The sequence below is a fragment of the Actinomadura rugatobispora genome, from assembly GCF_055379765.1.
The window spans coordinates 973,798-999,976 of sequence record NZ_AP029191.1; the positions used below are offsets into that span (position 1 = coordinate 973,798).

The 26,179-nt window shown below is 71.2% G+C and carries 21 protein-coding genes; 8 read left to right on the top strand and 13 right to left on the bottom strand.

Translation table 11 applies throughout. The annotated features are described in order from the left end of the window. Positions 1-132: 132 nt before the first annotated feature. From ACZ466_RS03885 to ACZ466_RS03900, 4 genes are all read right to left on the bottom strand, one after another. Positions 133-600 (bottom strand): hypothetical protein, encoded by a 468-nt coding sequence (locus ACZ466_RS03885; protein WP_378283617.1) that lies wholly within the window; start codon positions 598-600, stop codon positions 133-135. A 103-nt stretch (positions 601-703) separates the two neighbouring features. Continuing rightward, positions 704-4,015, bottom strand: a complete 3,312-nt coding sequence (locus tag ACZ466_RS03890; RefSeq protein WP_378283618.1) for a type ISP restriction/modification enzyme — start codon at positions 4,013-4,015, stop codon at positions 704-706. Positions 4,016-4,441: 426 nt separating this feature from the next. Then, positions 4,442-5,812, bottom strand: a complete 1,371-nt coding sequence (locus ACZ466_RS03895; RefSeq protein ID WP_378283619.1) for a three-helix bundle dimerization domain-containing protein — start codon at positions 5,810-5,812, stop codon at positions 4,442-4,444. 218 nt (positions 5,813-6,030) lie between these two features. Next, positions 6,031-7,101 (bottom strand): RNA ligase (ATP), encoded by a 1,071-nt coding sequence (locus ACZ466_RS03900; RefSeq protein WP_378283620.1) that lies wholly within the window; start codon positions 7,099-7,101, stop codon positions 6,031-6,033. A 113-nt stretch (positions 7,102-7,214) separates the two neighbouring features. Between ACZ466_RS03900 and ACZ466_RS03905 the strand changes: the two genes are divergently transcribed. After that, positions 7,215-7,664: a hypothetical protein gene (locus ACZ466_RS03905; RefSeq protein ID WP_378283621.1), complete on the top strand. Its 450-nt coding sequence runs from the start codon at positions 7,215-7,217 to the stop codon at positions 7,662-7,664. Between the two features lie 25 nt (positions 7,665-7,689). On the opposite strand, the gene ACZ466_RS03910 is transcribed toward ACZ466_RS03905, so the two are convergent. The 5 genes from ACZ466_RS03910 to ACZ466_RS03930 all read right to left on the bottom strand — a co-directional run bounded on the left by ACZ466_RS03910 (position 7,690) and on the right by ACZ466_RS03930 (position 15,096). Continuing rightward, the gene (locus ACZ466_RS03910; protein WP_378283622.1) at positions 7,690-8,931 is read right to left on the bottom strand and encodes an erythromycin esterase family protein; all 1,242 of its coding nucleotides are present in this window, start codon (positions 8,929-8,931) and stop codon (positions 7,690-7,692) included. 53 nt (positions 8,932-8,984) lie between these two features. After that, a complete protein-coding gene (locus ACZ466_RS03915) occupies positions 8,985-10,160 on the bottom strand; it encodes a hypothetical protein (protein ID WP_378283623.1) in 1,176 nt (391 codons plus the stop codon). Next, positions 10,157-13,087, bottom strand: a complete 2,931-nt coding sequence (locus tag ACZ466_RS03920; protein ID WP_378283624.1) for a DEAD/DEAH box helicase — start codon at positions 13,085-13,087, stop codon at positions 10,157-10,159. Before ACZ466_RS03920 ends, ACZ466_RS03915 begins: the two co-directional genes overlap by 4 nt. A 25-nt stretch (positions 13,088-13,112) precedes the next feature. After that, on the bottom strand, positions 13,113-14,327 hold the full coding sequence (locus tag ACZ466_RS03925) for a hypothetical protein (RefSeq protein ID WP_378283626.1): 1,215 nt from the start codon (positions 14,325-14,327) through the stop codon (positions 13,113-13,115). Positions 14,328-14,466: 139 nt separating this feature from the next. Beyond that, the gene (locus tag ACZ466_RS03930) at positions 14,467-15,096 is read right to left on the bottom strand and encodes an ATP-dependent Clp protease proteolytic subunit (protein ID WP_378283627.1); all 630 of its coding nucleotides are present in this window, start codon (positions 15,094-15,096) and stop codon (positions 14,467-14,469) included. Positions 15,097-15,185: 89 nt separating this feature from the next. Here ACZ466_RS03930 and ACZ466_RS03935 point away from each other — a divergent pair, with 89 nt between their 5' ends. Continuing rightward, entirely contained in the window at positions 15,186-16,142 is a 957-nt protein-coding gene (locus ACZ466_RS03935; RefSeq protein ID WP_378283628.1) for a LysR family transcriptional regulator, read from the top strand. 3 nt (positions 16,143-16,145) lie between these two features. Here ACZ466_RS03935 and ACZ466_RS03940 read toward each other — a convergent pair whose 3' ends face one another. Together ACZ466_RS03940 and ACZ466_RS03945 are read right to left on the bottom strand one after the other, a co-directional pair. Further along, the gene (locus ACZ466_RS03940) at positions 16,146-17,507 is read right to left on the bottom strand and encodes an erythromycin esterase family protein (protein ID WP_378283629.1); all 1,362 of its coding nucleotides are present in this window, start codon (positions 17,505-17,507) and stop codon (positions 16,146-16,148) included. 126 nt (positions 17,508-17,633) lie between these two features. Then, positions 17,634-18,296, bottom strand: coding sequence for a hypothetical protein (locus tag ACZ466_RS03945; RefSeq protein WP_378283630.1), 663 nt, complete (start codon positions 18,294-18,296; stop codon positions 17,634-17,636). A gap of 237 nt (positions 18,297-18,533) precedes the next feature. On the opposite strand from ACZ466_RS03945, the gene ACZ466_RS03950 reads away from it, so the two are divergent. From ACZ466_RS03950 to ACZ466_RS03960, 3 genes are all read left to right on the top strand, one after another. Then, positions 18,534-18,698, top strand: coding sequence for a hypothetical protein (locus tag ACZ466_RS03950; protein WP_378283631.1), 165 nt, complete (start codon positions 18,534-18,536; stop codon positions 18,696-18,698). Positions 18,699-19,006: 308 nt separating this feature from the next. Further along, positions 19,007-19,810, top strand: a complete 804-nt coding sequence (locus ACZ466_RS03955) for a hypothetical protein (RefSeq protein WP_378283633.1) — start codon at positions 19,007-19,009, stop codon at positions 19,808-19,810. Beyond that, the gene (locus tag ACZ466_RS03960; RefSeq protein ID WP_378283634.1) at positions 19,807-20,187 is read left to right on the top strand and encodes a GntR family transcriptional regulator; all 381 of its coding nucleotides are present in this window, start codon (positions 19,807-19,809) and stop codon (positions 20,185-20,187) included. Before ACZ466_RS03955 ends, ACZ466_RS03960 begins: the two co-directional genes overlap by 4 nt. A gap of 84 nt (positions 20,188-20,271) precedes the next feature. On the opposite strand, the gene ACZ466_RS03965 is transcribed toward ACZ466_RS03960, so the two are convergent. Continuing rightward, positions 20,272-20,427 carry a hypothetical protein gene (locus ACZ466_RS03965; RefSeq protein WP_378283635.1) on the bottom strand — a complete coding sequence of 52 codons (156 nt, stop codon included), beginning with the start codon at positions 20,425-20,427 and terminating at the stop codon, positions 20,272-20,274. 24 nt (positions 20,428-20,451) lie between these two features. Here ACZ466_RS03965 and ACZ466_RS03970 point away from each other — a divergent pair, with 24 nt between their 5' ends. After that, on the top strand, positions 20,452-20,901 hold the full coding sequence (locus tag ACZ466_RS03970; protein ID WP_378283637.1) for a hypothetical protein: 450 nt from the start codon (positions 20,452-20,454) through the stop codon (positions 20,899-20,901). Here the strand turns inward: ACZ466_RS03970 and ACZ466_RS03975 are convergent. Continuing rightward, on the bottom strand, positions 20,874-21,305 hold the full coding sequence (locus ACZ466_RS03975; protein ID WP_378283638.1) for a limonene-1,2-epoxide hydrolase family protein: 432 nt from the start codon (positions 21,303-21,305) through the stop codon (positions 20,874-20,876). The genes ACZ466_RS03970 and ACZ466_RS03975 overlap by 28 nt on opposite strands. Before the next feature lie 61 nt (positions 21,306-21,366). Here ACZ466_RS03975 and ACZ466_RS03980 point away from each other — a divergent pair, with 61 nt between their 5' ends. Further along, on the top strand, positions 21,367-24,444 hold the full coding sequence (locus tag ACZ466_RS03980; protein ID WP_378283639.1) for an AfsR/SARP family transcriptional regulator: 3,078 nt from the start codon (positions 21,367-21,369) through the stop codon (positions 24,442-24,444). A 72-nt stretch (positions 24,445-24,516) separates the two neighbouring features. Next, positions 24,517-26,118, top strand: a complete 1,602-nt coding sequence (locus tag ACZ466_RS03985; protein ID WP_378283640.1) for an MFS transporter — start codon at positions 24,517-24,519, stop codon at positions 26,116-26,118. Positions 26,119-26,179 lie beyond the last annotated feature (61 nt).

Consider the following 26,179-nt stretch of genomic DNA (forward strand, 5'->3'; position numbering starts at 1 on the left):
CCCCGTGTCAGGAGGTCCTATCACGAATCCCTGACCCACTCGGTCATGGCCGTGGATCACTGGCCCACCGTGGTCATCCGACCCGCCGCGGTAAACCGGGTGCCTCCCTGCGACGTCGCCGTCGGCATTGCGTCAGATATGGGCTCTGACCTGGCGTAGGGGATGCCCGATCACGCTTGCGAGGACGGCCAGTTCCCCTGCGTCGAACCAGCTGCGCTCGGGGTTCCAAATGGCGATCTCGAAGCGCGCGAAACCACACGGCCACTCGTATCCCAGCAACTCCAGCGACGTCTCACCACCGCAGCAGGGAACCTCCACGGCAAGCGTCGCGAAGCCGCTTTCGCAATGGGCTTCGAGGAGGTCGGCCCACCATCCGAGATCGATCGACGCACCGCACAGCGAGCAAACGATCTTCTCCAGATTCTCGCCGGCATCGACGACGGTGACGGCGTCGTGCCAGATGACGTCGATCTCGACGTCCGTTCCGTCCGGCAAACCTGGAGCCATCTGGGTCACCAGCGCTACCGCCCGGTCCGCCGCGGGCCGATCCGGTTGCCAGTGCGGGTCGGTCGGGATCACCGAAAGTACGTCATCGCTCAACGGAGGCTCGCTTCATCGACTGGAGGACACTCGGCCCTGAGGCCGCCGAAGAGAGCGTAGGGGTCACCGCCATCGAACATGCGCAGGGTCAAGAGTGCTCCGCTCAGAACATGGTCTGCGCGTCCGATCGTGTGGAGCGTACGGGCTTCCGTTCTTTGGCCGAAACGGGTAGAACGCCTTCCGCCGCCAAGTGATCGGTCGTGATCAGAGGGGACGAGACGATCCGATCCATCAGTTGCGCCTGGGCGGGCTCCAGGGCTGCACAGCGACCGAGCACGTTGAGCAGTTCGAGCAGTTCCGTGGTGAACTTCGCCGGCCAGCGCTCCGGATTGATGTCGTCCAGCGGAGAGGAACGGCGTCCGGCAGGCTCCCGCCGGCGGTAGTCGAACCACTTCTTGACGATCCTCATCCCGGACACCTCGTACTCCCACACCCGAGGGGCGACCGGAGAGATCCGTCCGTCTCCCACATTCAGCGTGCGCCTGTCCGGGTCGTAGTCGATCTTCTCGGGCATCCCCGCCGGTTCGCCGGGAATCCTGACGACAACGCGGGGGCGCTCTTCGTCCGGCAATCTCGGTGAGCCCAGTGGACGTCCGGCATTGTGATCGTGGAACCGTTCACCGTACGTGTGAAGCCATAGCACTTCACGACCAATGGCCACGGCTTCAAGCCAGACTTCGGCGTCCGCGGCCATCGGTACCCGGATGCCGGGCGTGGCCAGCTCCTTCGTGAAGCGCTCGGTATAGCCGGGATGCGCAACTACTGCGGCAACGTAGGCCAGCACATCCTCAGCGGTGACGCGCATGCCGAGCCGCTCTGCGAGGACGGTGCACAGCTTGGGTGGAAGATTGGCGGCAAGGCCGGCCGAATCCCTGTAGAGAGGCAGAACACGTCCTCCGTGGTGCCCCATGAAGTGGTCCATGTCCGGCAGCAGGGCGGTGAAGACCACTCCCGGGCCGCGCCCAGTCCTATGTCTGTGCTGCTCGACTACGAACAATTGATTATCGCCCTGAACACGCCACAGATCGGGGCGCGGCCGATCGAACAGCCGAATATCCGGTACCGTCCATTGCCGGTCGAACGAGCGGTAGGCGATCCGGACAGGTCCCGGGCAAGGGCCGGTCTCAGCCAGGAGCGAGCCATTGTGATCGATGAACCCCGGCGCACTGCTCACCACACTGTCGACTCTGCGCGAGTCGCTCTCCTTGAAGAGGGTGGGCTTATCCTCGGGCGGGGCCGCGGTCAGGCGCTTCCAGCGGGCGGCGAGCGTTTCGGGGAGCGGGGCGTACACCCACGTCCGATTGGGTTTCACTCCCGGCGCCTGCCACGGCATGAGGTCGCCGAGCAGCGGATGACGTCCCCATGCGTCATCGATCGCCGGCTCCAGCCTGTCCTGCCATCCGTCGCCACACTCCCGCCATCGCGAGTCGGCCAGGCTCACATCGTTCAACTGCGCGAACTTGGCGGTACGGCGCCCGGCGACCGACATGTGACGGATCTTGGCTGGCCTCGCCGGATCCCCGGTCCCTCGCCGCACGAAGACGGCGATGCAGAGCGGATGTTGCACTCCCGGGAAGACACGGGTGTTGACCGGCGCCTGATGCCCCTCCGGTGACAGATCGATGATCCAGCCTTCGTCGGCGGTCCGCCGCAGATACTCCCGCATTCCTGCGTAACCCGGACCGGTGGTGAACGACGACGGCGTGATGAAGGCGACGATCCCGCTGGAGTCTTCCGGATGGGCGTCGAAGACCTTCCAGGTCGCCCACCGCCAGAAATAGACGTAGAGGTTGGACAGCACGTACTCGTACCGGCCCTGGCCGGGTGCGCGAAAACGCTGGAGCGGGGCGTCCTCCCCGGAGTTCGGATCGCCTTGCTCGACCCACCCGCCGAGCCCTTTGGCGCGTTCCCGGTAGGGCGGGTTGCCGATGACGACCCGTACTGCGGTCTCGCGCTTGACCCGATTGGCCTCGCGACGCGAGCGGGCGATCGGTTCCAAGGTGGAGGCGATCTGGGTCTGTTCGGCGTAGGGGTTGTCGAGAGCGTCGGCGACGAAGAACCTGACCTCCCGTTCGGGGATCTCGGTCCCGTGTCTGATCTTCAACGCCTGGTGCATGCGCAGTTCGGCGACGGCGAAGGGGCAGGTCTGCAACTCGAAGCCGATGAGGCGTCCGAAGAGGGCGAGCAGTTGCGAGGGTACGGCCTCGCTCCCCTCCTCCCGTGACACGGTCTCCGCCACCTGATCAACGATCTTCAGCAGGAAGGTCCCGGTGCCCATCGCGGGATCGATGATCGTGACATCGTCGCTGGCCAGCCCGTACGCCCTGCCCAGCCGGGTGCGCAGGACCTCGTCCGCGAACCGCACCATGAACCCGGAAACCTCGTCAGGCGTGTAGAACGAGCCGCTCTGCCGCCTCAGATCCCGGTCGTAGTGCTCCAAGAACCGCTCGTAGAGATAGAGGTAGTCGTCCCGCGAACCATCGGTCAGCGCATCCCAGTCCACGACCCCGATGACCCTCAGCATGGTGGTCACCACGATGCTGTGGCCCTCGACCGTCCCCTCCGTCAGGACGTTCAGCGCCTTTCCCATCAGCGAGTGCTTCTTCCCGAGCTCACGGGCGATCTCCGACAGTGGCTTGCCGGCGAAGTCGATCCCGTCCACACGCGCCAGCAACAGGCTGAAGGTGATGGTCTGCGCGAAGGCATCCGCGAACTGCTCGTCGCTCAGTTCGGGGAAGAGGAGGACCCTCCAGTCGTCCACCAGACCGACGAAGACCGGTTGCCGCTCAGCGCCCGCTCGCTCGCGGCGCAACGCGTCGGCTACCTCACCGCGCAGCAGGCGGCAGAGGTTCGCCACGGCACGCACGAGTTGGGGGATGGTGCGCGGCGTTTCCGGTTCCCAGAGGAGAAAGGCGGCTATGACGCGTGCGAACTCTTCTCCGGCGGGCGCGAGCCTGCCGTCGGCGTGTCGGATATCGCCCTCCAGGCGCGCGACCCGGCCTACGAGTTCCCCCGAGCGGTACACCGCGTACTGTTGCCCATCCGAGTACAGGACATTGGGTAGCAGACGCAGCTTGTCCCATTGCTTCTGTTCCCGGGAAGTGGGCGTCCAGGTGGTCGGTACACCCTTCCCGGGAGCCTTGAGCTCGACGTACCCGATGTGGGCGCCCGCGACGTCGACGCTGTAATCGGGCCTGATGCCCAGCGCGGCCAACGACACTTCCCCCACGGTCAGCACATCGATGCCGAGGATGCGGCCAAGGTCGTCAAGTAGCCGTTCGAAGGGCCCCCGCAATTGATCTTCCGCTCCTCCCGACCCGTTGCGGAGCTTCGGTCCGACCTCGGCACCGAACCGGCCGACGGCCTCGGTGATCTCGGTGAGCGTCGATGCGGGAAGGGTGCTCCTCGCGACCATGGACCCCCCATTGCGCTGCCTACAGAGACGGGACCACCTCACGATGAATCCAAATGACGGAAACATCCAGATGTGATGTGTGATCTGCCCTGTGCAGCAAAGGGCGACCATGGCCACAAAAGGTCGGCTCAAGCGTGTTAGCGGTGCCTGCGCCGAACCCATTGCCCACCTTGCGACTCCGGTCTTTTCACAGGTGTCCGGAGTGGCCACACCCGTCTATCTTCACGGGCAGGAAATTATCGCGGTGGCGAGGCAACAGAACCCCCGAGTCCTGTAGCCCAGGAGCGATCCCCGGGAGGGCCGCCGGACCCGACTCCCCGCCGGCCGGGATCCGACGCTCAAGACAAAGGTCGTATCGAGCCCGGAGGCGGGGCGGACGAGCAGGCCCGGTCATACCTGGCCGAACCTGGTGCCGACCGGTCGAGGTCAGGCGCGGCCGTATTGGTTGGCTATGCCGTTCAGGAGGTTTTCCAGGGTTTCGTAGCTGGGGGTGTCTACGACGTCGATGAGGTTGGACGCGACCCTGACCTTGCTTTCGGTGGCCACCTGGGCGAACTGTTGGGGGTCGCGGGTGCGGAAGCCGTGGCGGGCGGCGAGGTTCTGGAGGGCGGGGTCGGTGGAGAGGAGGCGGCCTACGCGGTCGCCGGAAGGGTTGAGCGGGACGAGGGTGTGCTTGGACAGGACGGTGGGCGACGGGTACATCATGACCATGCCGGGCTTGGTCTGGCCGCGGATGGCGGCGCCTACGTACTGGGCCTCGTAGATGCAGACCAGTGGGGCCTTGCCCATGCCGATCGACAGGTAGTCCTCGAAGGGGCCTTCGGTGGAGTTGTCGGTGTAGCCCTGGCCCAGGAAGAGCGGGGAGAGGGTCGGCAGGACGCGGCGTTCGGCCTCGGGGCCTTGGACCACGGAGTTGCCGTTGGCGACGTAGCCGGTGATGGCCAGGTACATGGCCGCGGAGTTGGAGGTGCGCGGGTCCGTGGTGGAGACCAGGATGTTGCGGCGGACGGGGTAGGCGCGGTTGCCCTCCAGGTCCTTCCACTGGGTGCCACTTGAGACGAGGTCGAGGTAGCGGCCTACGTTGAAGGTCCAGGTGGCGCCCCGTTTGACGATGCCCTCCTTGGCGAGGAGGTCGGCGATCGGCTGGAAGGTGGCGATCGCCATGGGTGAGGAGAACGGGGTGTACTCGGCGTTGACGCCGCGCTGGCGCTGGATGCGGTCGGCCGCCGGGGCGCTGGAGGGGAAGGCGAAGTCGTACTTGCCGAGGTCGATGGACGTGGCGATCTGCCGGGAGCCGGCCGGTTCGACTTTGACTTCGATGCCTTGGCGTGCCAGTGCCTGTTTTACCTGGGGGTCGTTGAAGAAGGCTTGCTTCTCCGAGCCGACGACGCCTCGGACGATGGTGAGCTTGTCGGGCTCTTCGTCCTGGGTGGAGACGTAGACCACCACCGCGGCGACGGCCACGCCGATCGCGGCGAGCACGGCGATGAGCGGCTTGGCCAGCGGGAGCGGTATCGGGATCCGCCGACGGTGGGAGTCCGGTTCGGTGGGCTCTTTTTCTGGAATTTCCTCGGTGTTCACCTGGGTTTCTTCGGCGGGTTCGGCGAGTTCCCGCCGGACGATGTTCTCGACGAAGATGGGAACGAAATCCCGGATGCGGTGGCCGTCGAATCTCGACTGGGCGGACGCGACGAGGTCCGCGACGTCGGCGGCGGGCCGGGAGTCGGCGTAGTCCGCCGTGATCCGATCGATGACCTGCTGAATCGCCTGCTCTTCGCGCAGGGGGCCGACACGCATCAGCGCCTCCGGGTCCGGTGACCGAATGATGCGGCGGGGCTTCGCCAACCCTTCACCGGGAATTCATTATCGGTCATGCTGCTCGTACGGAATGCGCGAATTTCGCTCGACCACGATCATCTGCGCGTGCCAACCATACAAGGCCCGCGACTTATCGGGCGCCGTTCCACAATTCCGCCCCGCACCGGCACTGCGGTACGGGGCGGAGTGAGGGCGTGTCATTCGTATTCGGTGCCGCCCTTGCGGGTGAGGTAGGCGGGCGAGACGAACTTGGCGATCGCGCGGCCGCCGGTCACCGGGCTGCGGCGTTCGGCGGCCGGGCGTACCACCAGGCCCTCGCGCAGGTGCGCCGACGAGCCGGACACCGTTTCGCGGCCGCTGGCCAGGTCCATCAGGGCCGCCTCGTCGTACGGCCCCTCGTAGAGGCGCGGGACGGCGGGGAGGTCGACCTTGGAGAGGAGATCGGGCAGGTCGGCCTGGTCGATCCAGCGCTTGACGCCCTCGGGGGACACGACCGCCACGTCGAAGACCGCGTAGCCGACGCGTTCGCCGGTCGCGTTCGCGCCGTAGGCGAGGTCCTGGACGCCGCGGCCGAACACCTCGCCGAACACTCCGACCCGGTCGGCGTTGAGGATCTCGGCGATGCGCCTGGCCGCGTCCGCCACGCCGTACGACTCGATCGCGCGCCAGTAGAGGTTCTTCGGGTTGTGCGCCAGGGCCAGGCTCTTGGAGCCGAACCCTTTGGACGACACGAACGCCTCTCCCCCGACCAGCGTGAACAGGCACGCGGAGCCGTGGATCTTCTCCGTGGCGACCACGGGTTCGCCCGCCTCGAAGATGGACGGGTAGCGCTTGATGTCCTCGATCTCGACCCAGCGGATCAGGTCGGCGGCGGGTATCACGTCACCGGCCATGTGCACGGGGATCGGCGGGACCCACTTGGTGACGCCCAGTTCTCCGGCGAAGTCGCGGTCCTGCGCGTTCGCGAGGTCCACGCCGTTCACGGCCTGGGGCAGGCACACGATGCCCTGGGACAGTTCGCCGCGCAGCCGCACCGCCTTGACGCGGTTCTTGGAGGATCCGGCCAGCTTCCCGGTCAGCCCCAGTTCGGCGATCAACTCGTCCGGCAGGAGGGAGCCCTCGGGAATGTAGAGGGCCCAGTCGCCGGTACGGAACTGCCCCTTGGCGACCACGGCCCGGTAGAGCCCGACCTGGGCGAGTTCCAGTGCGTCGGCGTTATCGTGCGGGTGAATCGTCAGCCGCTCGGCCGTCACGCGCAGCGTCGACATGACCGTCCCTTCGGTGAGTTTCCGGCAAGGGTCGCAACGTCCCGCCTCGTCCGGCAACGTATTTAACGTCGTCTCCTCTGGTCGGTGGTAGCGGGACGGGTTACGGTCCGGGCATGCGGCGGACTTTTCGCAGCCCGCTCTTCTGTGTGGTCGCGGTGGTGATCCTCGAAATGCTGGTCTTCATGGCGGCCGGCGGTATCGCGACGCTGCCGCTGATGGAGACCGCGCAGGCGATCGCCGTCCTGGGCAGCATGGCGCTCGGGCAGATCCCGGTGGTCCGGAGCGCGGTTCAGCGGGTGACGGTCACCTCCGAAGGTCTCACCCAGCACTCGATGTTCATGACTCGTTTCACGCCCTGGTCGGAGATCTCGGAGATCACTCTGGCGGAGGAAGTCTCGCCTCTGCTGGTCACCTACCTTCCCGTCGCCAAGCTGCACTACCGGCGCTTCCGATGGCGTACCCAGGTCAGGCTCGTCGCCGTCTGCAGCTACGACCGGCCACCCCGAGGGCGTGCGGTGCGCATCACCGAGGAATTGGAAAGGCTCCGGCGCGAATATGCCTGAGCGTGCGTCTCTCTGGCCGGAGGTCTCAGGGCACGACGCGAGCGGGTGTGACACGGGGGATGTGGACGATGGCGTCGAACCATTCGGCGGGTGAGCCGCCCGTCATGTGGTGGGCACCGTCGTTGGACGGGTCGTAGACCGGTCCTATGGCGCGGAACTTCGCGGTGCGGGAAAGCCACTCGTCGACTGGGCGGGGGCGTGCGCGCGTGAGGTCCAGCAGGTAAGCGTCCAGGGCTTCGACGTTCAGTACCGACTCCGCGAGTTCGGGGGCGGCGCCCGGCACTTTGTAGGTCGTCGTGTCCGCGTAGGTGGCCAGCTCGCCGTCGTGGAAGGTGAGGCCGAGTGAGGCGTATCCCGTGCCGAGGCGTTCCCTCAGGTGGCTGCCCGCATTGGGGCAGGCCCGGATCGGTTTCGGCGGGAAGCTTATGGCCCGGCCGGGACCGTTGGAGGAGTGCGAGCTGGACGACCAGAACAGCACCTTCTGCTTGAAGTGGCCGTTCCACCAGGCGATGTTCTCGGCGAAAGCCCGCTCCATGTAGGCCATGTTGAACGGGTCCTCGGGCCTGTGGTCGTGGTCGTGCAGCTCGTAGAACTGGACGATCAGGCGTGCGTTCCGCAGTGCCCAGGCGTTGCCCGGAAGGTCGGCCACCTGGTCGTGGACGGCGCGCGCGCTGTCGATCCAGGCCTTCCTGTCGGCGAGTGTGAGGAAGCGTCCGATGTGTGTATAGAGGTCTTTGCCGGGGCGCAGGGCTGCGAGCTGTTCCTCCACCCATTCCGAGTACTGGGGAGCCGTGGCGTGGACGTAGTCGGTGACCGCGTCGTAGGCCGTCCTCTGGAGCCTGGCGGGGCTCACTCCAACGAACCTCACCGGGTCGTCCGGATGGGACTCGTTGAAAGTCCGCATCCATTCGATGAGGGCGAGAACCTCTGCCGTGTTGGTGAACGCGTCGGCTTCCTTCAAGAGCGCTCTTGGGTCGCCTGCGCCGGTGCGGACGAAAGTGTCGAGCCTGACGCCGAGCGTCCAGTCCTGGTCGAACGCGATGGCGCGGAAACCGGCTTCGCCGACCAGGAGCCTGGCGATGCGCAGTTGCATGGCGAAGAACTCGTGGGCCCCTCGCGTCCCGCCGCCGTACCCCACCACCGAGGCGCGGTCCAGCATCCCGAGCAGCGGACGCAGGTCGTCGAGTGGTGCTGAGGCGTCCACTGTGATCAAGGGAAGGGCCGTTTTCTCGATCCAGTCGGTCACCGCTGCCCGAAGCTCCCTCATACGACCGACGCTAGGAGGGCGGGCCCGCGCCGTCATCCGTCACGTGACCGGTCTCAGAAGGGGAGGTCGGGGTGGCCGGCGGTGCGGGCGTGGCGGCGGAGGTCGGCGAGGGTGAGCGGGGCGATCTCTAGTTGCCGGCAGATCCGGTCGAGGAGTTCGGTGACCTCGTCGGCCTGGCGTGTGCGGGACGAGGTGGCGTAGAGGAGGCCGCGGGCGTACGCGGCGTCGCGGCGCAGGCGTTCGTCGTCGCACCACAGCTGGAGGACCTGGCCTCGGGGGGCCGTGAAGGAGCCGACCTGGGTGAGTCCGAAGGTTCCTCGGCGCGGGGTGTTGGGGCGGACGTCGTGGAAGCGGGAGGCGGGCAGGGTTAGGCGCAGCCGCGGCGGCTGGTCGACCCAGCGCAGGAGGTCGGGGTCGAGTCCCTGCTCGCGCAGCCAGTCGCCGAACTCGTCGCGGGGGTCGCCCTGGTGGTTGGCGTCGTCGACGGCGAGCTGCTGGCCGATCAGGGGCCATCCGCGGAGGAGGCGTTCGAGGTGCTCGTCGCGCAGGCCGGGGATGCCCGAGTAGGCGAGGAGGTCGAGGCCGCGCGGCGTCTGGGTGCGGACCAGGTAGCAGGGGAGGTGGGCGTCGTCGACGGCGACCGGGGTGACTTCGAGGAAGTCGCTCAGCAGGTTGTAGGCGGTCCGGTCGGGGCGGGCCGCGAGAGCGTGGACGGCGTCGTTGCGGAAGGCGCAGGCTTTGGGGAGCCGGAATAGCTTCTGGTCGGTTGCCTCGTCCCGGCGGAGAACGGTGACGCTCCGGGAGTAGTGGACGGCGGGCAGCGCCTCGCCCCGCACCCCGTCGAAGTACAGCTTCTGACGGTCGCGCTTGGGGACGTACCGCCTGTCGTCCTGGACGGAGCGGCGCCCGAGGTCGGTGAGCACGAGGGTGCCGTCCGGCGCGGTGGTCAGGTGCCCGACGTTGCCGAGGAAGCGCAGGACGCGGTCCACCATGGGCAGGGCGAGGCCGAGGAAGTCGGCGATCTCGGCGGGCGAGCGCAGTTCGGCGTCGGCCAGCGCGCGGCCCACGAACCGGTCGAGGAGGTCGTAGGGCTGGGCGTCGTGGACGAGGGCGTCGATCTCGACCTCGAACAGCGGGACGCCGATCCGGTGGATGCGGAGGGGGCGGACGCCGGGCAGGTCGGCGGCGTGTTCGAGGGCGCGGCTCGGCGGGTAGAGGACGTCGTTCACCGGGCCTCCCCCGACAGCAGCCGGTCGATCTCGCGCCACGGGCGCAGGTCGCCGCTCGTCCGGACGTGGTCGAGCAGGGACCCGGCCACCGCGCGGAAGCCCGGGTCGTCGGCCCGGCGCAGCGTGGAGGTGTCGCCGACCAGGACGAGGAGGTTGCGGGGGCGGGAGAACGCGACGTTGGAGCGGCGCAGGTCGTTCAGGAAGCCGACCCTGCCGGAGGCGTTGCTGCGGGTGAACCCGAAGACGATGAGGCGCCGTTCGCCGCCCTGGAAGGAGTCGACGGTGCCGACGCGGGCCGCCACCGCGTCGGGGGCGCCCAGCCGCCGCGTCAGGTGCTGGGTGACCAGGCCGACCTGGGCGCGGAACGGCAGGATCACGGCCCAGTCCGGGTCGTGGCGGTGGTAGTAGGACACGATCTCGGTGATGATGCGGGCCTCCAGGTCGTTGGCCCAGCCGTGCTCGGCCCAGGGTTCGTCGGGCCGGGGCGGGCGGTCGTGGCGGCGCCGCTGCGGTTCTCCGGAGGTGTCGACGAAGGCGAGCGGGCTGGCGAAGAGGGTGTCGCGGTGGGGGCGTTCGACGTCGGTCTCCAGGAAGCCGTTGTAGAACTGGTCCGAGATGAACCGGGCCACGACCCGCGGCATCCTGCGCTGGTAGCGCAGCACCTCGCGGTTCGCGGGAGGCGTGCGGGGGAAGAGCAGTTCGAAGCCGCTCCTGCCGACGAGGTCGGCGGCCTCGGGACGTTCGCGGTCGGCCCAGGCGCGCATCCGGTCGTCGGTGAACGGCCCGAGCTGGTGGTGGTCGCCGACCAGGAGCGCGCGCCGTGCCCGGACCAGCGGGACGAGCATGTTGGGCGTGCTGATCTGGCCGGCCTCGTCGACGATCGCGAGGTCGAAGTCGAGGCCGGTGAGCGCTCCGGCGGTCGCCGTGCCGATGCAGGTCGCGCCGATCACGTCGGCGTAGCGGGCGAGTTCGGGGTAGAGCTGCTCGGTGTTCTGGAGGAGCTGGGCGCGCCAGTCGGCGAGCAGTGCGGCGCGGCGGCGCATCAGTTCCAGCGCGCCGGCCGCGTGGTCGCGGAAGATTCCGAGGGCGCCGAGGTCGGCGGCGGGTGAGGGCGGCACGGGGACGCCGCCGATCGTGGAGCGGAGTGCTTCGGCGGTGTCGCGGGTCGCGGTCATTCGCTTACGGCGCTCGTCTTCGGCCTGGTTCGCGCTTCGCCTGAGGGAGGCCAGTTCGGGGGCGTTCTCGCGGACGTGGCGTAGTTCGGCCTCCGCCCTCTGCCGGGCGTCCCGGGCCCCGTGCAGGACGCCGGTCAGCCGGTCGTGTTCGGCGGTGGCTTCGGCGAGGCGGTCGGCGGCGCGTCGCGCGCCTCCCCGGAAGAGGAATCCGACCAGGGTCAGGCCGGCCCTGCGGTCCGCGCGCTCGCGTGCGCGGACGAGCCGTTCGCCCCGCTCGCGGATTTCGGCGAGGGCGTGTCCGGTCCGTTCCTCGTCCGCCGCGAGCGCTTCCGCGCGGGCCCGCAGCGGCGCGGTGAACCGGTCGGCTTCGGCCTGCCACGCCGCGGCGGCCTGCCGTGCCGTGGCCTCGGCGGCGGTGAGCGCGGCGAGGTCCGCGTCGAGCTGGCGCAGCCAGTCGTCGCCTTCGGCGGTGTCGTAATGCCGGGCGGTCGCCTCGGTCCGCTGGAGGATCTCCGTTTGGACGGTCTCGGCCCGCGCCTCCATCGTCAGGTGCTCGCACTCCGCGGTGACGCCCTCCTCACGTCCCGCGCGCAGCAGGACCAGGGAGTCCTCCGGCAGCTCCTTGAGCGCGTTGTCGACCGCCCGGTTGGTGTAGGAGGTGATGAGCACGCGCCTGCCCGTCGCAGCCACGGCCCGCGCGACCTCGACGATGGTACGGGTCTTGCCCGTTCCGGGCGGGCCGAGGATCAGCGCGAGGTCGGGGGCCTCCAGGGCTTTGCGGAACGCGCTGAGCTGGCTGTCGTCGAGTCGCGTCGCGGGCATGACGTCGGCCGCCGCCCCTGGCTGGAACGGCGTGAAGGTGCCGTCGGCGAGGACGTCCAGGAGGTGGGGGTTGGCCGCGCGCCGCTCGCGCAGGATCTCGAGGGCCTCCAACTGCTTGTCGAACCCGGTCACCGCCGGCGACTCCACGAAGCCGCCCATGGCGGGGATCCTGGCCCAGTCGACCGGCCGCTCGAAGCGCACGGTGATCACGGTGCCGCGCGCGTCGACGACCCGTCCTTGCAGGTCGGAGTGCTCTCTCACGTGGACGCGGGTGCCGACGGCCAGGAGCCGGTCGCCGACGAGCTGGAAGTCGTAGACGGCGCGCGCGGTGCGGCGGCGCGCGGCTGCGGCGTCCACCCGCCGGTACGGGACGGCCGCCGCGGACCCGGCGGCCTCCTGTTCGAGACGGCGGCCGGTCGTGACGATCTCCTCGAGCCGGTCGAGGTACCGCTCGTGGGAGGCCAGGAGGTCCGCGCCGCCCGGGGCCGCCTCCCGGTGGAGCGACCGCCACTCCTCCTGGATGTCCTCCCAGCCCGACCGGCCCGCGTAGGGGAGGTCGCGGATCTGGTGGTGGTAGATCCAGCCGGTGGTCAGCAGCTGGAGCGAGCCCCGGACGAGCTGGTCGTGGTCGGTGAAGCCCATCGGCCATATCCCGGTGACCGAGTAGCCGTTGCGGTGCTTGGTCTCGTTGAGGTCCAGCACGTACCGACCGTCGACGTACAGCTTCAGGTAGTCGCCCCTTCCGTTACGTCCGCGCGCGACCCGGGCGGGGACCGGCCCGTGCGCCGCCAGGGCGCGCAGGTCGCCGATGATCCCGGAGACGTCGGGCAGGAACGGGTAGCGCTCGCGCTGCCGCAGGAGGGTCGCGTTGAACTTGAGCGAGGGCACGATCCCTATCGGGCCGTCCAGCTCGACGGGCCGGTTGGTCACACGGCATCCCTTCTCGTGGCAATGGTCATCCGCGGGGGCGGGAGCCCCGGGCCGCCGCCTTCAGCCGCGTCCCGAAGGTCCGAATCTCTCCGCGGGCCGCCGGGTCCGCCGCCAGTGCGCGCAGGAGCACGAGGTCGGCCTCCGGCGGCAGGGCGGGATTCAGCGCGGACGGGGACGGGTGGCGGTCGCGGCGGCCCGGACGCCTGCCGGTCAGCACCTCGTACATCACCCTGGCCAGGCGATGCACGTCCGTCGCAGGGCCCGGTGGCCCGCCGCCACTCCCCTGTTCGGGCGCGTGGAACGGGTCGGAACGCTCCCCCGGGCGCGGTGGGACGGTCGCCGCGCCGACGTCGCGCAACGACAGCGCGCCGTCGCGGCTCATCAGGACGGACTCGGGGGCCAGGCGGCGATGGGCGAGGCCGCGCTCGTGCAGCTCGCCGAGCGCCCCGCACAACGCGGGCAGCCCGTCACAGCACAGCACGATCTCCTCGCGGGTGAGCGGGCGGCCGTCCTTGAAGACGTCCCGGATCGACGTCCGCACGGGAAGGCCGGTGACGATCGCGGCCACGTGCACGGTCATCTCCACCGCGCGCAGTACCGGAATGCCCGGTATGCCCGTGCCCGCCAGGTCGTCGAGCAGGGCCACCTCGTCCGCGACGGCCGTGCGCAGGGCCCCGGCCGCCGGGGTCTCCCGCGTGCTTTCCAGCCGCCGCAGCCAGAAATGGCCCTGGTGCCTGCCTTCGCCGAAGAGGGGCGCCTCGGACCAGACCGTCGCCCCGTCGTCCATCCGCTCCTCGGCGCCGGGGCCCGCGACCCGATACGGCTCCCGGTCGACGCGGACGACCTCGTCCGGCCTGATCCCGGGGGCGCGCGGCGGCTCGTACGGAACAACGGACGGGCTGGTCGGGGGACGCCGCGACGCGACGAGCGTCCATGACTCGTGTTCCCGTTTCAGTGCCCGCAGCTTGTCGAGCGGCCAGAGATCCGGGCGCTTGTCGATGAGCCGGTGATCGGACGGGCAGAGCAGGATGAGATTCGGCAGCCCGTTGACGGCGTCCGGCCTGCTCCCTTCTCCGCGCGGTCCGTCGACCTTCTCGGCGACGATATGGGCGGCCTCCGCGATATGGGACGGCCTGCCCCGCGGATCGAGCTCTTCGATCACCAGTGATCTGCGGCAGATCGAGCACGTACCTCCGCCGGCTTCGAACAGGCTGCGCCGTGTCTTCTCCGAGGCGGGCACGGACAAATGCTAACGAGATCCCCGCTTCCGCCGTGGCCGAATGCCGCGTCACGGCATTCCGGTAAGGCTCCCCTCACGAAAGGGCAATGCCCGGAAGAGCGGGGCCCGGCCGCCTTCGGGGGCGGCCGGGCGGGCGTTGTCAGCGGGCGGCGAGGATGTGGTCGGCGGATTGGACGACGTGGTCGACGAAGCCGTACGCGCGGGCCTCGTCGGCCGTGTAGTAGCGGTCGCGGTCGGAGTCGGCCTCGATGCGTTCGATCGGCTGGCCGGTGTGGTGGGCGATGCGTTCCTGGACGAGGTGCTTGACCGACCGCATGTGCTCGGCCTGGATGCGGATGTCGGAGGCCGTTCCGGCGATCCCGCCCGACGGCTGGTGCATGAGGATGCTGGCGTGCGGCAGCGCGTACCGCTTGCCCGGCGTCCCCGCGCACAGCAGGAACTGGCCCATCGACGCGGTGAAGCCCATGGAGAGGGTCGCGACATCGTTGGGGATGAACTGCATGATGTCGTAAATGGCCAGGCCCGCCGTGACCGAGCCGCCGGGCGAGTTGATGTAGAGGTGGATGTCGCGCTGCCGGTCCTCAGCGGAGAGCAGGAGCATCTCGGCGCAGATCCGGTTGGCGATGTCGTCGTCGACCTGCCGGCCCAGGACGATCACGCGGTGCCGCAGCAGCCGCTGGAACACCTCTTCGCCGAGCAGCGGCGGATTGGGGGCTTCGGTGGTGCGGGACGACGGTTCGCCGGGCGAGTGGAGCATCTGGAGCGTCATGCCGCCAGATAACCCGCGCCCCCGGAAACGCGTCCAACAACCGCTCACGGCCGATTGACAACCAGAGGTTGTCAATCGAGTCTGGGAGGATGGAACCCGATCTCCAGGGGCTGCGCGCGTTCGTCGCCGCGGCCGAGGAGCTGCACTTCGGACGCGCCGCGGCCCGGCTGCTCCTGACGCAGCAGGCGCTGTCCAAGCGTGTTCGCCGACTGGAGAACGCCCTGGCCACGCCCCTGTTCGCGCGGACGACCCGCAGGGTCGAGTTGACCGCCGCGGGGCACCGCCTGCTGCCGCCGGCCCGGGAGGCGGTCGCCGCGTTCGACGCCGCCGTCGCCGCCGTGCGTCCCCCGGCGCCCGCGACATTGGCGCCGCTGCGGGTCGACGTGTTCGCTGAGCGCTTCACGCCGCTGGCGCTGCTGCGCGCGATCGCCGAGCGCGAACCCGACCTCGGCGTCGAGCCCAGCATGCGGCAGGGCCTGGCCAACGCGCTGCCCGCCGTCCGGAACCGGGAGCTCGACGCCGCGTTCGGCCGCGTCCACGACGCCGCGCGGCCGTGGCCCGCCGAGCTGGCGCACCGGCCGGTGACGGTGGTGGCGATGTACGCGTTCGCGTTCGAGGGCCACGCCCTCGCCGACCGGCCCGCGCTGCGCGTCGCCGACCTCCGGGAGGCCGGTATCGCGATGCCCGACCCCGGCGGCGCCGACGAGTGGCGCGCCTACCTCGCCCGGCTGAGCGAGGACCTCGGCGTGCCCGTGCGGTACGGAGACGTCGCGGTGGGCGTCCGGGACTCGGCGCGGCAGCTGCAGCGGGAGCGGCACGCGGTGGCCGTGGGCGAGAAGGACATCGACCTGCCGCACGACCCGCGGCTGCGGCAGATCCCGATCGTCGAGCCGACGCCGCTGCACGTGTGGTCGATCGTCTGGCACCGCGAGAACCGCGATCCCCGCCTGGCGCGGCTCCTCCGGGCGCTCCCCCACCCGGACGCGCCGCCGGACGGGACCTGGCTCCCCGACGAGGACCGCGCCGCCCTCAACCAGCGGCTCTGACCCTCACAGCGGCCGCGCCGCCGTGACCTCATGCCGGTGGACGATCACGTCGAACCACTGCCCCAGCGTGCCGCCGCTCATGAACGAGTCGTGCGGGCTCTCGGCGTCGGTGACGCCGCGGGTCTTGACGGGCGCACGCAGCCACTCGCGCACCGGCGCCGGGGCGGGGTTCCGCAGGTCGATCGCGAATTGCCGGAAGCCCTTGGCCTGGCCAATCGGCCGCTCGAACCAGTCGGCGGCGGGCGGGGGCGCCGTGACCGTCCCGTCGGCGTCGGTGCCGACCGTCCCGTGGTCGAAGGTGAAGCCGATCGACCGGTAGCCGGACCCGTACCAGCGGTGCAGGTACGAACCGACCGAGGGCCACGCCACGTCCGGGCCGGGCGGGACGGTGACCTTCAGATCGGGGGCGACGGCACTGTGCGCGCTCGCCGCCCAGTAGACGACCTTGTCCCGGCTGTAGGAGCGCCACCAGCGCAGGTTCTCGGCCGCACGGGCGTCCCGGGAGATGTATGCCTGGTCCCAGGGCAGGTCGTAGTGCTCGTAGAACCAGAGGATCTGCCGCGCGCTGTGCAACGCCAGCGATTGGCCCCCGTGGTGCAGGCCGTCCACCAGCTCGTACACCCGCCGAGCGTCGGCGATGTAGGGCTTCTTGTCCTTGACCTCGGTCCTGTACCACGTGGCGTGGGCGAAGGCGTCGGGCTTCTTCGGGCGGATGTCCTTCATGTACTTGCGCAGTTCGGGCAGCCGTCCGGGCGCGACCCGGGCAACGTAGCGATCGACCATCTCGTAGGCGGGCAGCCAGGTCGTGTAGTACTCCGTCCCGAAGAACCCCACCTGGTCCGCGGGCCTGCGCCCCTCGTTGTAGTCGCGCATCCAGTTGAGGAGGTCGGCGGTCTCCCGCGTTTGCCAGGCAGGGCTCATGCGGTTCAGGAGCGCGGTCACGTCCCCCTTGCCGGTCCGGACGTAGGCGTCCACCTCAAGGCCCACCGTCCAGTCGCCCTCCCAGGCGACGGACCGGAACCCCATCCGCTCCACCAGGTACCGCACGGACCGGTGCTTGAGGGCGGTCACCTCGCTGATCCGATGCGCCGGCTCCCCGAGCCCGACGATCGCCGCGTCCCCGACCGAACCGCGCAGGAACTCCATGTCGTCCAGGGGCGCGGCCGGGTCGACGGTACGGAGCCGGTCGGCGTTCCGCTCCACCCAGGCCGTGACCGCCCGCGAGTCCTGAACGCCCCGCGCCTGAGCAGCGGCCACGCCACCCTCGGCCGCCACCGCCTGCGCGGCCAACCCGACACCGCCCGACAGCAACACCACCGCCCCGATGACGGGGGCGACGATCCGCATCTTGTTCCGCTGTTCCATGGGGGGACTCCCTTCGTCCTGTACCTGCCGACCGCCGCCACGATCGCCGCACAGTCAGACCCCCCGCGTCCCCCCCAAGGGCGACTCGTCCCCTACCCCCACCGTCGTACAGAGACCCTGTGAGCGTCATTCGCTGCGTGCCGGGGTCCGCGCTTGGAGGTATGCGCCGGCGGCTGGAAAGGACCAGAACGCGTCGGCCACGATTCCGAGCGCGGCCAGGACGAACCCGACCGGCATCCAGTTGGTCCAGGGGTCGTCCCCGAACACGACACCGAGCACGAAGAACGTCGAGATGACGCCCGCGAAGATTCCCGGCCCTGCGACCATGCGGCCGCTGCCGAGGTCGGCGCGTCCGCGGGCGGTGGCGGCCCGGCCCGCAAGGAAGGCGAACACCAGGCACGGGAGGGCGGCGACCAGCCAGAGGACGCCCGCGAACAACCGGCCCGGATCGATGCCGAAGACGAAGGCGAGCACGGCCATCGGCGCGATGAGGATCAGGATCGCCAGGCGCCGTCCTCCTTCGGACGCCCGGCCCAGCGCCCCGAGGAAGCGCGGCAGCGTGCGGTCGGCGGGAAGGGCCATGACGGCGACGGGCAGCGCGAGGACTCCGACGGCGAAGAGCAGCCCGTACCCGGCGTCGGTCGCGGCGCGCACCAGGCAGGTGACGACGAGCACGGTCCACGCCGCGCAGGTGAGCACGCAGAACGACCCGCCGATGACGACGCTGACCGGCCGTTTCGGGGCGGGCCCGGCGGGCCGGTGGCTTGCGGGCGGGTGGTCGTACGCCATGGAGTGCTCTCCTGCGGGCTGATCGCGGACGGTCGGTCGCGTCCATGGATAGCCCGCACGCGCTGTCCAAGCCCTATCAGCGGCCTGTCAGCGCAGGTCAGCGCGCTGGGCGCAGGGTGTTGTCGCCGAGGCCGTCCAAGCCGAGCGCCAGAAGCTGCCCACGCGCAGGACGGTCTCGAAGGCGGCCAGCCGGGTGCGCCGAGGCGGGCCGCACCGCCGCTGTCGGCGACGGACGCCATGCTGGCCGAGTACGTGGCCGCGCCGTGCGGCCGGGGCTGGTCCCCGGACTCGGTGAGCCAGGCCATCGCGGTGGGGGCACCGGCGTCGCCGGTCACCATCGACGCGCTGCGCGCCATGGTCGAGGTCTGCGGCCTGACCACCGCGGCCGGGTGCGGGAGCTGACGTCGCCGAGGCCGCCGAAGGGCTGGGGTGACCATCCGCATGTCCAAGACCGTCCAGGACGCCCAGGGCGAGGTGGTGGCCATCCCGCGCGGCGGCCACCCGCTGACCGCCCCCGTGGCCGCGTGGGCGGCGTGCCTGGCCGAACGCGGCATCACCACCGGGCGGCTGCTGCGCTCGGTCGACCGGCACGGCCGCTGGGCGCCCAACTCCCTTGTGGTGCTCGGGCTACATCGCGCCGTCGACCGGTTGACTTTGTCGCAAGTTATGACGCAGCATGTTGATACAAAGCTTGGGACAAAGGAGGAGGCATGGCGAAGAACCCCATGCCGGGCGCTGGGCCGCGGCCGGTGGACGTCCGATACGCGGAGACCTGGCTGCTGATGCACCGCCTCGGGGACGGCCCGCCGACGCCGTTGCTGACCGCGCGACTGGCGGTGCGGCAGCGGGTGCGGCTCTTCGGCAGTGTCCTGCAGGCGGTGCTGATCCCCGGGGCGGCGCTGGCGTTGGCGTTCGGCGGTTCCAGATCGCACCGGCCGACGCTGGTGCTGGCCCTGAGCGCGTTGGTCGTCGCCCTGGTGCTGGCCCGGGCGTTGCTCGACGCCTGGATACGGCGTGTTGACCGGCAGGCCGGGGCGGCACTGGCGCGGCGAGCCGCACATCTGGTGCAGCCCGACTGGCGGGCCCTGCTCGGACGGCCGCACGCCGTCTTGGTGGCCGGCAGCTTCGCCGGCGCGTTCGCGCTGGGGGCGAGCTCACTGGCCGTCGGCGAGGGCACCGCGCGGTACGCAGCCGTCGTGGTGCTGGTCGCCGTGGTCGGCGTCGGCATCGGCGAGGCCCTGCAGCTGCGCGAGTTGCTGGCCCGGCCGGTCGTGGCCGAGGACGAGGTCTCGCTGACGGCCGACGTCATCATGCGCATCGAGGACGCGCGCGAGAGCACCACGCCCACCGTGCTGTGGTCGCTGCCGGTGGTGTTGCTGTTCGGCTCCGCACCCGGCTGGTGGAACGCCGCCTCCGTCGGCTTCGTGGTGCTGGGCATGCTCGCCTTGATCACTGTCCGGTTCAGGACGCCGGGTGCCGCGGCCATGGCGCGAGATGTGGTGGGCACCCGGTGATCGTCATCGACGCGGACTCGCCGGTACCGCCGTTCGAGCAGCTACGGGCCCAGCTGGCCCGTCAGATCCAGGACCGCACGCTGGCCGCGGGCTCCCGGCTGCCGACCATCCGCCGGCTCGCGGCCGACCTCGGCCTGGCCGTCAACACGGTCGGCCGGGCCTACCGGGAGCTTGAGGAAGCCGGGCTGATCGAGACCCGGGGGCGAGCCGGCTCGTTCGTGTCAGCGGCCGGAGAGCAGGCCCGCGAACGAGCCCTCCAAGCCGCCGCCGACTATGCCGCCGTCGTGGCCAGCGTTGGCATCGACAGCAGCGAGGCGCTCCGCATCGTCGAGGCCGCTCTGAGATCCTTCGACGCAGCGGCCCCCGCCTCACAGTGATCTGCGACGAACGCCGCCGCTATCTCAGCCCGCTCGACCAACGGACTGGTCGGCGGTGCCGGACTTCCTGCACGGCTTGCTGGCTCAGCACGGCGGCTCCCGCAGGCCCTCGGCGGCCGCGGTGAGCTGATCGGCGGTCCTGGCCATCGCCACGAGCCGGTACGCCTGGGACGCCGTCCGCGATGAGCAGGCCTCCGGCGGGGACGGGGTGCGGATGCTGGAGGACGTTTCCATGGTCATCTGGCGGGGGCCATAATGCCGCGAATGGAGAAGGCTCATGAGATCTGCTCGGTCGAGATCCGGCGCGGGACGATCCGCCTGAAAGTGGTCGAGATGCGGATGACCTACGGCGGGCTGATCGAGGGCGTGCCCACGGCCACGTTCAACGACCGTGCGATCAAGAGGGCGGCGGAGCGGGCGAGCGAGCGGTTCATGCGGCCGGTGTACGTGGTGCCGCCGGAGCGGGAGGTCCAGGAGGGGCCGACCACCGGGTTCCGCGGTGAGCCCGTCGAGTTGCTGCCGGCGATGGAGTGCATGGGGTTCTTCGACGGGCCGCCGACGCCGCGTGCCGAGGACGACTGGTGGACCAGTTCGCTCGCGGTGGTGTGGTTCCAGGACGCGGGCGAGCGGGTGGTCCACCCGGACGCGGCGGCCCGCATGTACGAGCTGCCCTGGGACGAGCTCGCTCAGGACTTCACGTGGGACGACTGGTGAGGCCGGCTCTGGAGGCTCTTCAGGCCGGCCAGGACGAGGCCCTTGACGCCTGAGGCGATGAACGTCGTCCAGTCGAAGTAGTCCTTCCAGACGGTGATCTTGCCGTCGCGGACCTCGTAGCGCCCGCACACCCAGAACTCGGTCCGCCAGGCGCCGACGACGATGACGTCGGTGCGCTCGGTGAGGACGACCGGGCCGTTGGCGGCGATGTTGTGGACGCGGGCCTCGAACCCCGTGCAGTAGCGCTCCAGCAGGCGCAGCTGCCGTTCGAACGCCTTGATGCCGCGGGCCGGGGGTAGCGGGACGTTCTGGTAGACGATGCCGGGGTCGGCGAGGGCGAGGGCGCGGTCGATGTCGAGATCCTCGAGGGCCGAGAGGAAGTCGGTCACGATCTCGGTGGACATGAGCTCCTCCGGTGGTTGTGGGGTGCTCAACGCTAACGCGCCATACGGGAGAATCGGGGGTATGCGGTTCGGCGTTCTGGGTCCGGTGGAGGTGTGCCGCGACGGGCGGGCCGTCGCGGTGGGGGGTCCGCGGGTGCGGGCGCTGCTGGCGATGCTGCTGCTGGACGCGGGCAACGTCGTCGGCACGGAGCGGCTGATCGACGGGCTGTACGGGGAGGAGCCCCCGGCGGGTGCCGCCAACGCGCTGCAGTCGCAGGTGTCGCGGCTGCGCCGGGGGCTGGGCGACGCGGACCTGGTGGAGGGGCATCCGGCGGGGTACCGGCTGGCGGTGCGGCGGGAGGACGTGGACGTCCACCGGTTCGAGCGGCTGGTCGCGGAGGCGCGGGGCGACGCGGCGGTGCTGCGGGAGGCGCTGGGGTTGTGGCGCGGTCCCGCGCTGGCCGGGCTCGCGGCGCCGTTCGCGGCGGCGCAGGCGGCGCGGCTGGAGGAGTCGCGGGCGGGGGCGGTCGAGGCGTGCGCGGAGGCGGAGATCGCCGCGGGTGATTTCGCGGGCCCGCTGCGGGATCTGCCGGAGCTCATCGCGGCGCATCCGCTGCGGGAGCGGGCGCGGGGGCTGCTGATGCGGGCGCTGCACGCGAGCGGGCGGCAGGCCGAGGCGCTGGAGTTCTACGAGGAGACGCGCAGGCTGCTGGCCGCCGAGCTGGGCGCCGACCCGTCAGGCGAGCTGGCGGAGATCCATCTGGCGATCCTGCGCGGAGAAGGCGGTGGCGCCAGGGCGGCGACGGCGCTGCCCGCGCAGCTGACCAGCTTCGTCGGGCGCGAGGCGGAGCTGAGGCGGGTCGGGAAGATGCTGGCCGAGTGGCGGCTGGTGACGCTGCTGGGTCCGGGCGGGGCGGGCAAGACGCGGCTGGCGCTGGAGGCGGCGGGACGCGAGGAGGGCGAGGTCTGCTTCGTCGACCTGTCCCCGGTGGGCGACGGCGCGGAGGTGCCGAAGGCGGTGCTGGGGGCGCTCGGGCTGCGGGAGGGCGCGATCCGGCCGGGCGGGCGGCACACGGAGGAGCTGGAGCGGCTGGTCGCGGCGCTGGGCGGGCGGCGGATGCTGATCGTCCTGGACAACTGCGAGCATGTGATCGACGCGGCGGCGCGGCTGGCGCACCGGCTGCTGGGGGCGCTGCCCGCGCTGCGGGTGCTGGCGACCAGCCGGGAGGCGCTGGGCGTCACCGGGGAGGCGCTGCGGCCGCTGCCGCCGCTGGAGCTGCCGCCCGGCGGTGCCGCGGCGGCCGAGGCGGCCACGTATCCGGCGGTCCGGCTGTTCGCCGACCGGGCGGCCGCCGTGCGGCCCGGTTTCGCGGTGACGCCCGGCAACGCGGGCGCCGTCGCGCACATCTGCGCGGCGCTGGACGGCCTGCCGCTGGCGATCGAACTGGCGGCGGCGCGGCTGCGGTCGCTGCCGGTGGAGGAGGTCGCGCGGCGCCTGGACGACCGGTTCCGGCTGCTGTCGCGCGGCGACCGCTCGGCGGCGCCGCGGCACCAGACGCTGCGCGCGGTGGTGGAGTGGAGCTGGGACCTGCTGGACGACGCCGAGCGGACTCTGGCGCGGCGGCTGACGGTGTTCGCGGGCGGCGCGACGCTGGAGGCGGCCGAGCGGGTCTGCGCGATGGACGCCGACGTGGACGACCTGCTGGCCGGGCTGGTGGAGAAGTCCCTGCTCCAGACCGACGGGACCCGTTACCGCATGCTCAGCACGGTGCACGCGTTCTGCGCCGAGTGGCTCGCCGAGGCGGGCGAGGAGGAGCGGTTCGGCCGCGCGCACACCGCGTACTTCCTCGACTTCGCGCGGCACGCCGACCCCAGGCTGCGGGGGGCCGGGCAGCTGGAGTGGCTGGCGCTGCTGGCGGCCGACCACGGGAACCTGCACGCCGCGCTGCGCCGGGCGGTGCGCTCCGACCGGGGGACGGCGCTGCGGCTGGTGGCGGCGCTGTCGTGGTACTGGTGGCTGCGCGGGCGGATCGAGGGCGGGCCGCTGTCGATCGAGCTCCTGGAGGCGGTGGGCGTGGAGCCGCCCGAGGGCTTCGACGAGGAGTACATCCTGTGCGTGACCAACGCCATATCGGCCGGGGTGTCGGGCCCGGCGGCGACGGCGGCGCTGGATCTGGCGACGGAGAAGATGGCGGCGCTGCGCTGGCAGGTCGCCTATCCGCCGACCCTGGTGATGTGGGCGCTCACCGCCGGTCCCCAGCGCACCGATGTCGACACCCGCGTGCTGCGGAAGGGCTGGGGCGCCTGGTCCAGGGCGCTGCTCGACATGAGCGAGAGCTTCCTGGCGCAGTACCGCGGCGACATCGACGACGCCGAGATGTTCAGCCTGCGGGCGCTGGAGGGGTTCCGGGCGCTGGGCGACCGGTGGGGCATGGCCAACTCCCTCGATCCGCTGGCCCAGATCGCCGACCAGCGCGGCGACCGGGCGCGGGCGGTGGAGCTGCTGGACGAGGCACTGGAGCTGGCCGGCGAGATCGGCGCCCTGGAGGACCAGGCCGACCTGCTGTGCCGCCGCGCCGCGCTGCTGGTCAACGGCGGCGACCCGGGCACCGCGCGCACCGACTACGAGCGCGCCGGTGAGCTGGCCCGCCGCGCGGGTGCGCCCGACAAGGTGGCGACGGCACACCACGGCCTGGCCGAGCTCGCCCGTCTGCGCGGCGACGTGGACGAGGCGCGGCGGCTGTACGACGAGGCGCTGGCCGGGGTGCACGCCGAGCGGTTCATCACGGTGGCGACGCGGGCGGCGGTCCTCACGGGGCTGGGCTGGATCGCGCTGGCCGACGGGCACGCGGCCGGGGCGCGGGCGTGGATGCGGCAGGCGCTGGAGCTGACGTTCGACCATCCGGTGTTCACGCACCAGGCGCAGGCGATCGTGGGCATGGCGGCCGTCGTGCTGCTGGAGGGCGACGCGCCGCGGGCCGGGCTGCTGGTCGGGGCGGCCGCGGCGGTGCGCGGGGCGTCCCTGCACGGCGATCCGGACCTGGCGCGGATCGAGGCCGGGGCGCGGGAGGCGCTGGGGGACGCCGCGTACGAGGCCGCCCGGTCCCGCGGCGCCGCGCTGACCGCCGAGGAGGCGGTGCGGACCGCCCTCGGCTCCTGACCGTCGGGCACCGTCAGCGGCGGTGCGTGAACGGTGCGCGGACGGTCAGCGCCGCCGACGACGCTGACCGGCATGAACACGACGACCTCCCCCGCGCCCCCACCGGCGGCGGGCTACTCCGCGTCCCGCAAGTGGGCCACGTTCGGGATCTGCCTGCTGCTGGTCCTGGTGCCGACGCTCGACCTGACCGCGCTGAACCAGGCCATCCCCCACCTGACCGCCGACCTGCGCCCCTCGGCCACCCAGATCCTGTGGATCGCCGACGCCTACGGCTTCGCCCTGGCCGGGCTGCTGATCACGATGGGCGGGATCGGCGACCGGATCGGGCACCGGCGGCTGCTGCTCATCGGCACCGCGCTGTTCGGCGCCACCTCCGCCCTCACCGCGTACGCGGGCAGCGCCGAGCAGCTGATCGCCGCCCGGTTCCTGCTGGGCGTGGCGGGGGCGACGCTGATGCCCTCGGCGCTGTCGCTGATCCGCCGGGTCTTCACCGATCCCAAGGAGCGCACGATGGCGATCGGGATGTTCAGCGGGATCGGCGGGCTGGCGGTCGGGCTGGGCCCGGTGGTCGGCGGCGCGCTGCTGGACCACTTCTGGTGGGGCTCGGTGTTCCTCATCAACGTGCCGATCATGGCGGTGGTGCTGGTCGCCGGGTCGGCGGTGCTGCCCGAGACGCGCAGCCCGGTCCCGGGGCGGCTGGACCTGCTGAGCGTCCCGCTGTCGATCGCCGGGGTGATCGGCGTGGTGTACGCGGTCAAGGAGGCCGCGGCGCACGGCCTGGGCGCGGAGGTCGGCGGCGCCGCGCTGGGCGGGGCGGCGGCGCTGGCGGCGTTCGCGGTGCGGCAGACGCGGCTGGACGACCCGCTGATCGACGTGCGGCTGTTCCGGCGGGTCGCGTTCTCCGGCTCGGTGGTCACCAACATGTTCGCGATGTTCGCGCTGGTCGCCCAGTCGCTGATCTTCTCGCTGTACTTCCAGCTGGTGCTGGGCTGGTCGCCGCTGCAGTCGGGGCTGGCCGGGCTGCCCGGCGCGCTGGGCGCGATGGTCGGCGGCGCGGCGCTGGCCCCGCCGCTGATCGGGGCGCTGGGCCGGGCGCGCGTGGTGGGGCTGGGGCTGGCGCTGAGCGCGACGGCGTTCGCGCTGCTGTCCCAGGTCGGGACGGAGGTCGACTACTTCCCTGCGGTGGTGGGGCCGATGCTCCTGACGGGCCTGGGCATCGGGATGGTCATGACGGTCACCGCCGACACCGTGCTGGCCACGGTGCCGCGGGACCGGTCGGGCGCGGCGTCGGCGATCTCCGAGACGGGGATGGAGCTGGGCGGTTCGCTGGGCATGGCGGTGCTGGGCAGCGTGCTGAACGCCGTCTACCGCCACAACGTGGAGCTGCCGGGCGGGCTGCCGCCGGGGGCCGAGGACGCGGCGCGCGACTCCCTGGCGGGGGCGGCGCAGGCCGCGGCCGGGTTGCCGGGACGGCTGGCGGAGGCCGTCGTCGGGGCGGCCGGGCGGGCGTTCGTGGACGGCATGCAGGCGGCGCTGCTGACCAGTGCCGCGCTGGCGGCCGCGGTCGCGGTGTTCGCGCTGGTCGCGCTGCGCGGCGTCCCCAAGGTGATCCCCGAGCACGTGGAGCCGGGCGCGGCGGACGGGGAGGAGGTCCCGACCGGGCGGGCCTTGTAAAAAGTGATATCACTTTGCTAGATTGATGCCATGCGCAAGGAGGATGCGATGAATGATCCCG

What these genes read in the sequence shown, in the direction of transcription:
- ACZ466_RS03890 (WP_378283618.1), bottom strand. Translation starts at nt 4,015, where the DNA reads ATGGTCGCGAGGAGCACCCTTCCCGCATCGACGCTCACCGAGATCACC.
- ACZ466_RS03895 (WP_378283619.1), bottom strand. Translation starts at nt 5,812, where the DNA reads ATGCGTGTCGGCCCCCTGCGCGAAGAGCAGGCGATTCAGCAGGTCATC.
- ACZ466_RS03900 (WP_378283620.1), bottom strand. Translation starts at nt 7,101, where the DNA reads ATGTCGACGCTGCGCGTGACGGCCGAGCGGCTGACGATTCACCCGCAC.
- ACZ466_RS03905 (WP_378283621.1), top strand. Translation starts at nt 7,215, where the DNA reads ATGCGGCGGACTTTTCGCAGCCCGCTCTTCTGTGTGGTCGCGGTGGTG.
- ACZ466_RS03910 (WP_378283622.1), bottom strand. Translation starts at nt 8,931, where the DNA reads ATGAGGGAGCTTCGGGCAGCGGTGACCGACTGGATCGAGAAAACGGCC.
- ACZ466_RS03930 (WP_378283627.1), bottom strand. Translation starts at nt 15,096, where the DNA reads ATGACGCTCCAGATGCTCCACTCGCCCGGCGAACCGTCGTCCCGCACC.
- ACZ466_RS03935 (WP_378283628.1), top strand. Translation starts at nt 15,186, where the DNA reads ATGGAACCCGATCTCCAGGGGCTGCGCGCGTTCGTCGCCGCGGCCGAG.
- ACZ466_RS03940 (WP_378283629.1), bottom strand. Translation starts at nt 17,507, where the DNA reads ATGGAACAGCGGAACAAGATGCGGATCGTCGCCCCCGTCATCGGGGCG.
- ACZ466_RS03945 (WP_378283630.1), bottom strand. Translation starts at nt 18,296, where the DNA reads ATGGCGTACGACCACCCGCCCGCAAGCCACCGGCCCGCCGGGCCCGCC.
- ACZ466_RS03950 (WP_378283631.1), top strand. Translation starts at nt 18,534, where the DNA reads ATGCTGGCCGAGTACGTGGCCGCGCCGTGCGGCCGGGGCTGGTCCCCG.
- ACZ466_RS03955 (WP_378283633.1), top strand. Translation starts at nt 19,007, where the DNA reads ATGGCGAAGAACCCCATGCCGGGCGCTGGGCCGCGGCCGGTGGACGTC.
- ACZ466_RS03965 (WP_378283635.1), bottom strand. Translation starts at nt 20,427, where the DNA reads ATGACCATGGAAACGTCCTCCAGCATCCGCACCCCGTCCCCGCCGGAG.
- ACZ466_RS03970 (WP_378283637.1), top strand. Translation starts at nt 20,452, where the DNA reads ATGGAGAAGGCTCATGAGATCTGCTCGGTCGAGATCCGGCGCGGGACG.
- ACZ466_RS03975 (WP_378283638.1), bottom strand. Translation starts at nt 21,305, where the DNA reads ATGTCCACCGAGATCGTGACCGACTTCCTCTCGGCCCTCGAGGATCTC.
- ACZ466_RS03980 (WP_378283639.1), top strand. Translation starts at nt 21,367, where the DNA reads ATGCGGTTCGGCGTTCTGGGTCCGGTGGAGGTGTGCCGCGACGGGCGG.
- ACZ466_RS03985 (WP_378283640.1), top strand. Translation starts at nt 24,517, where the DNA reads ATGAACACGACGACCTCCCCCGCGCCCCCACCGGCGGCGGGCTACTCC.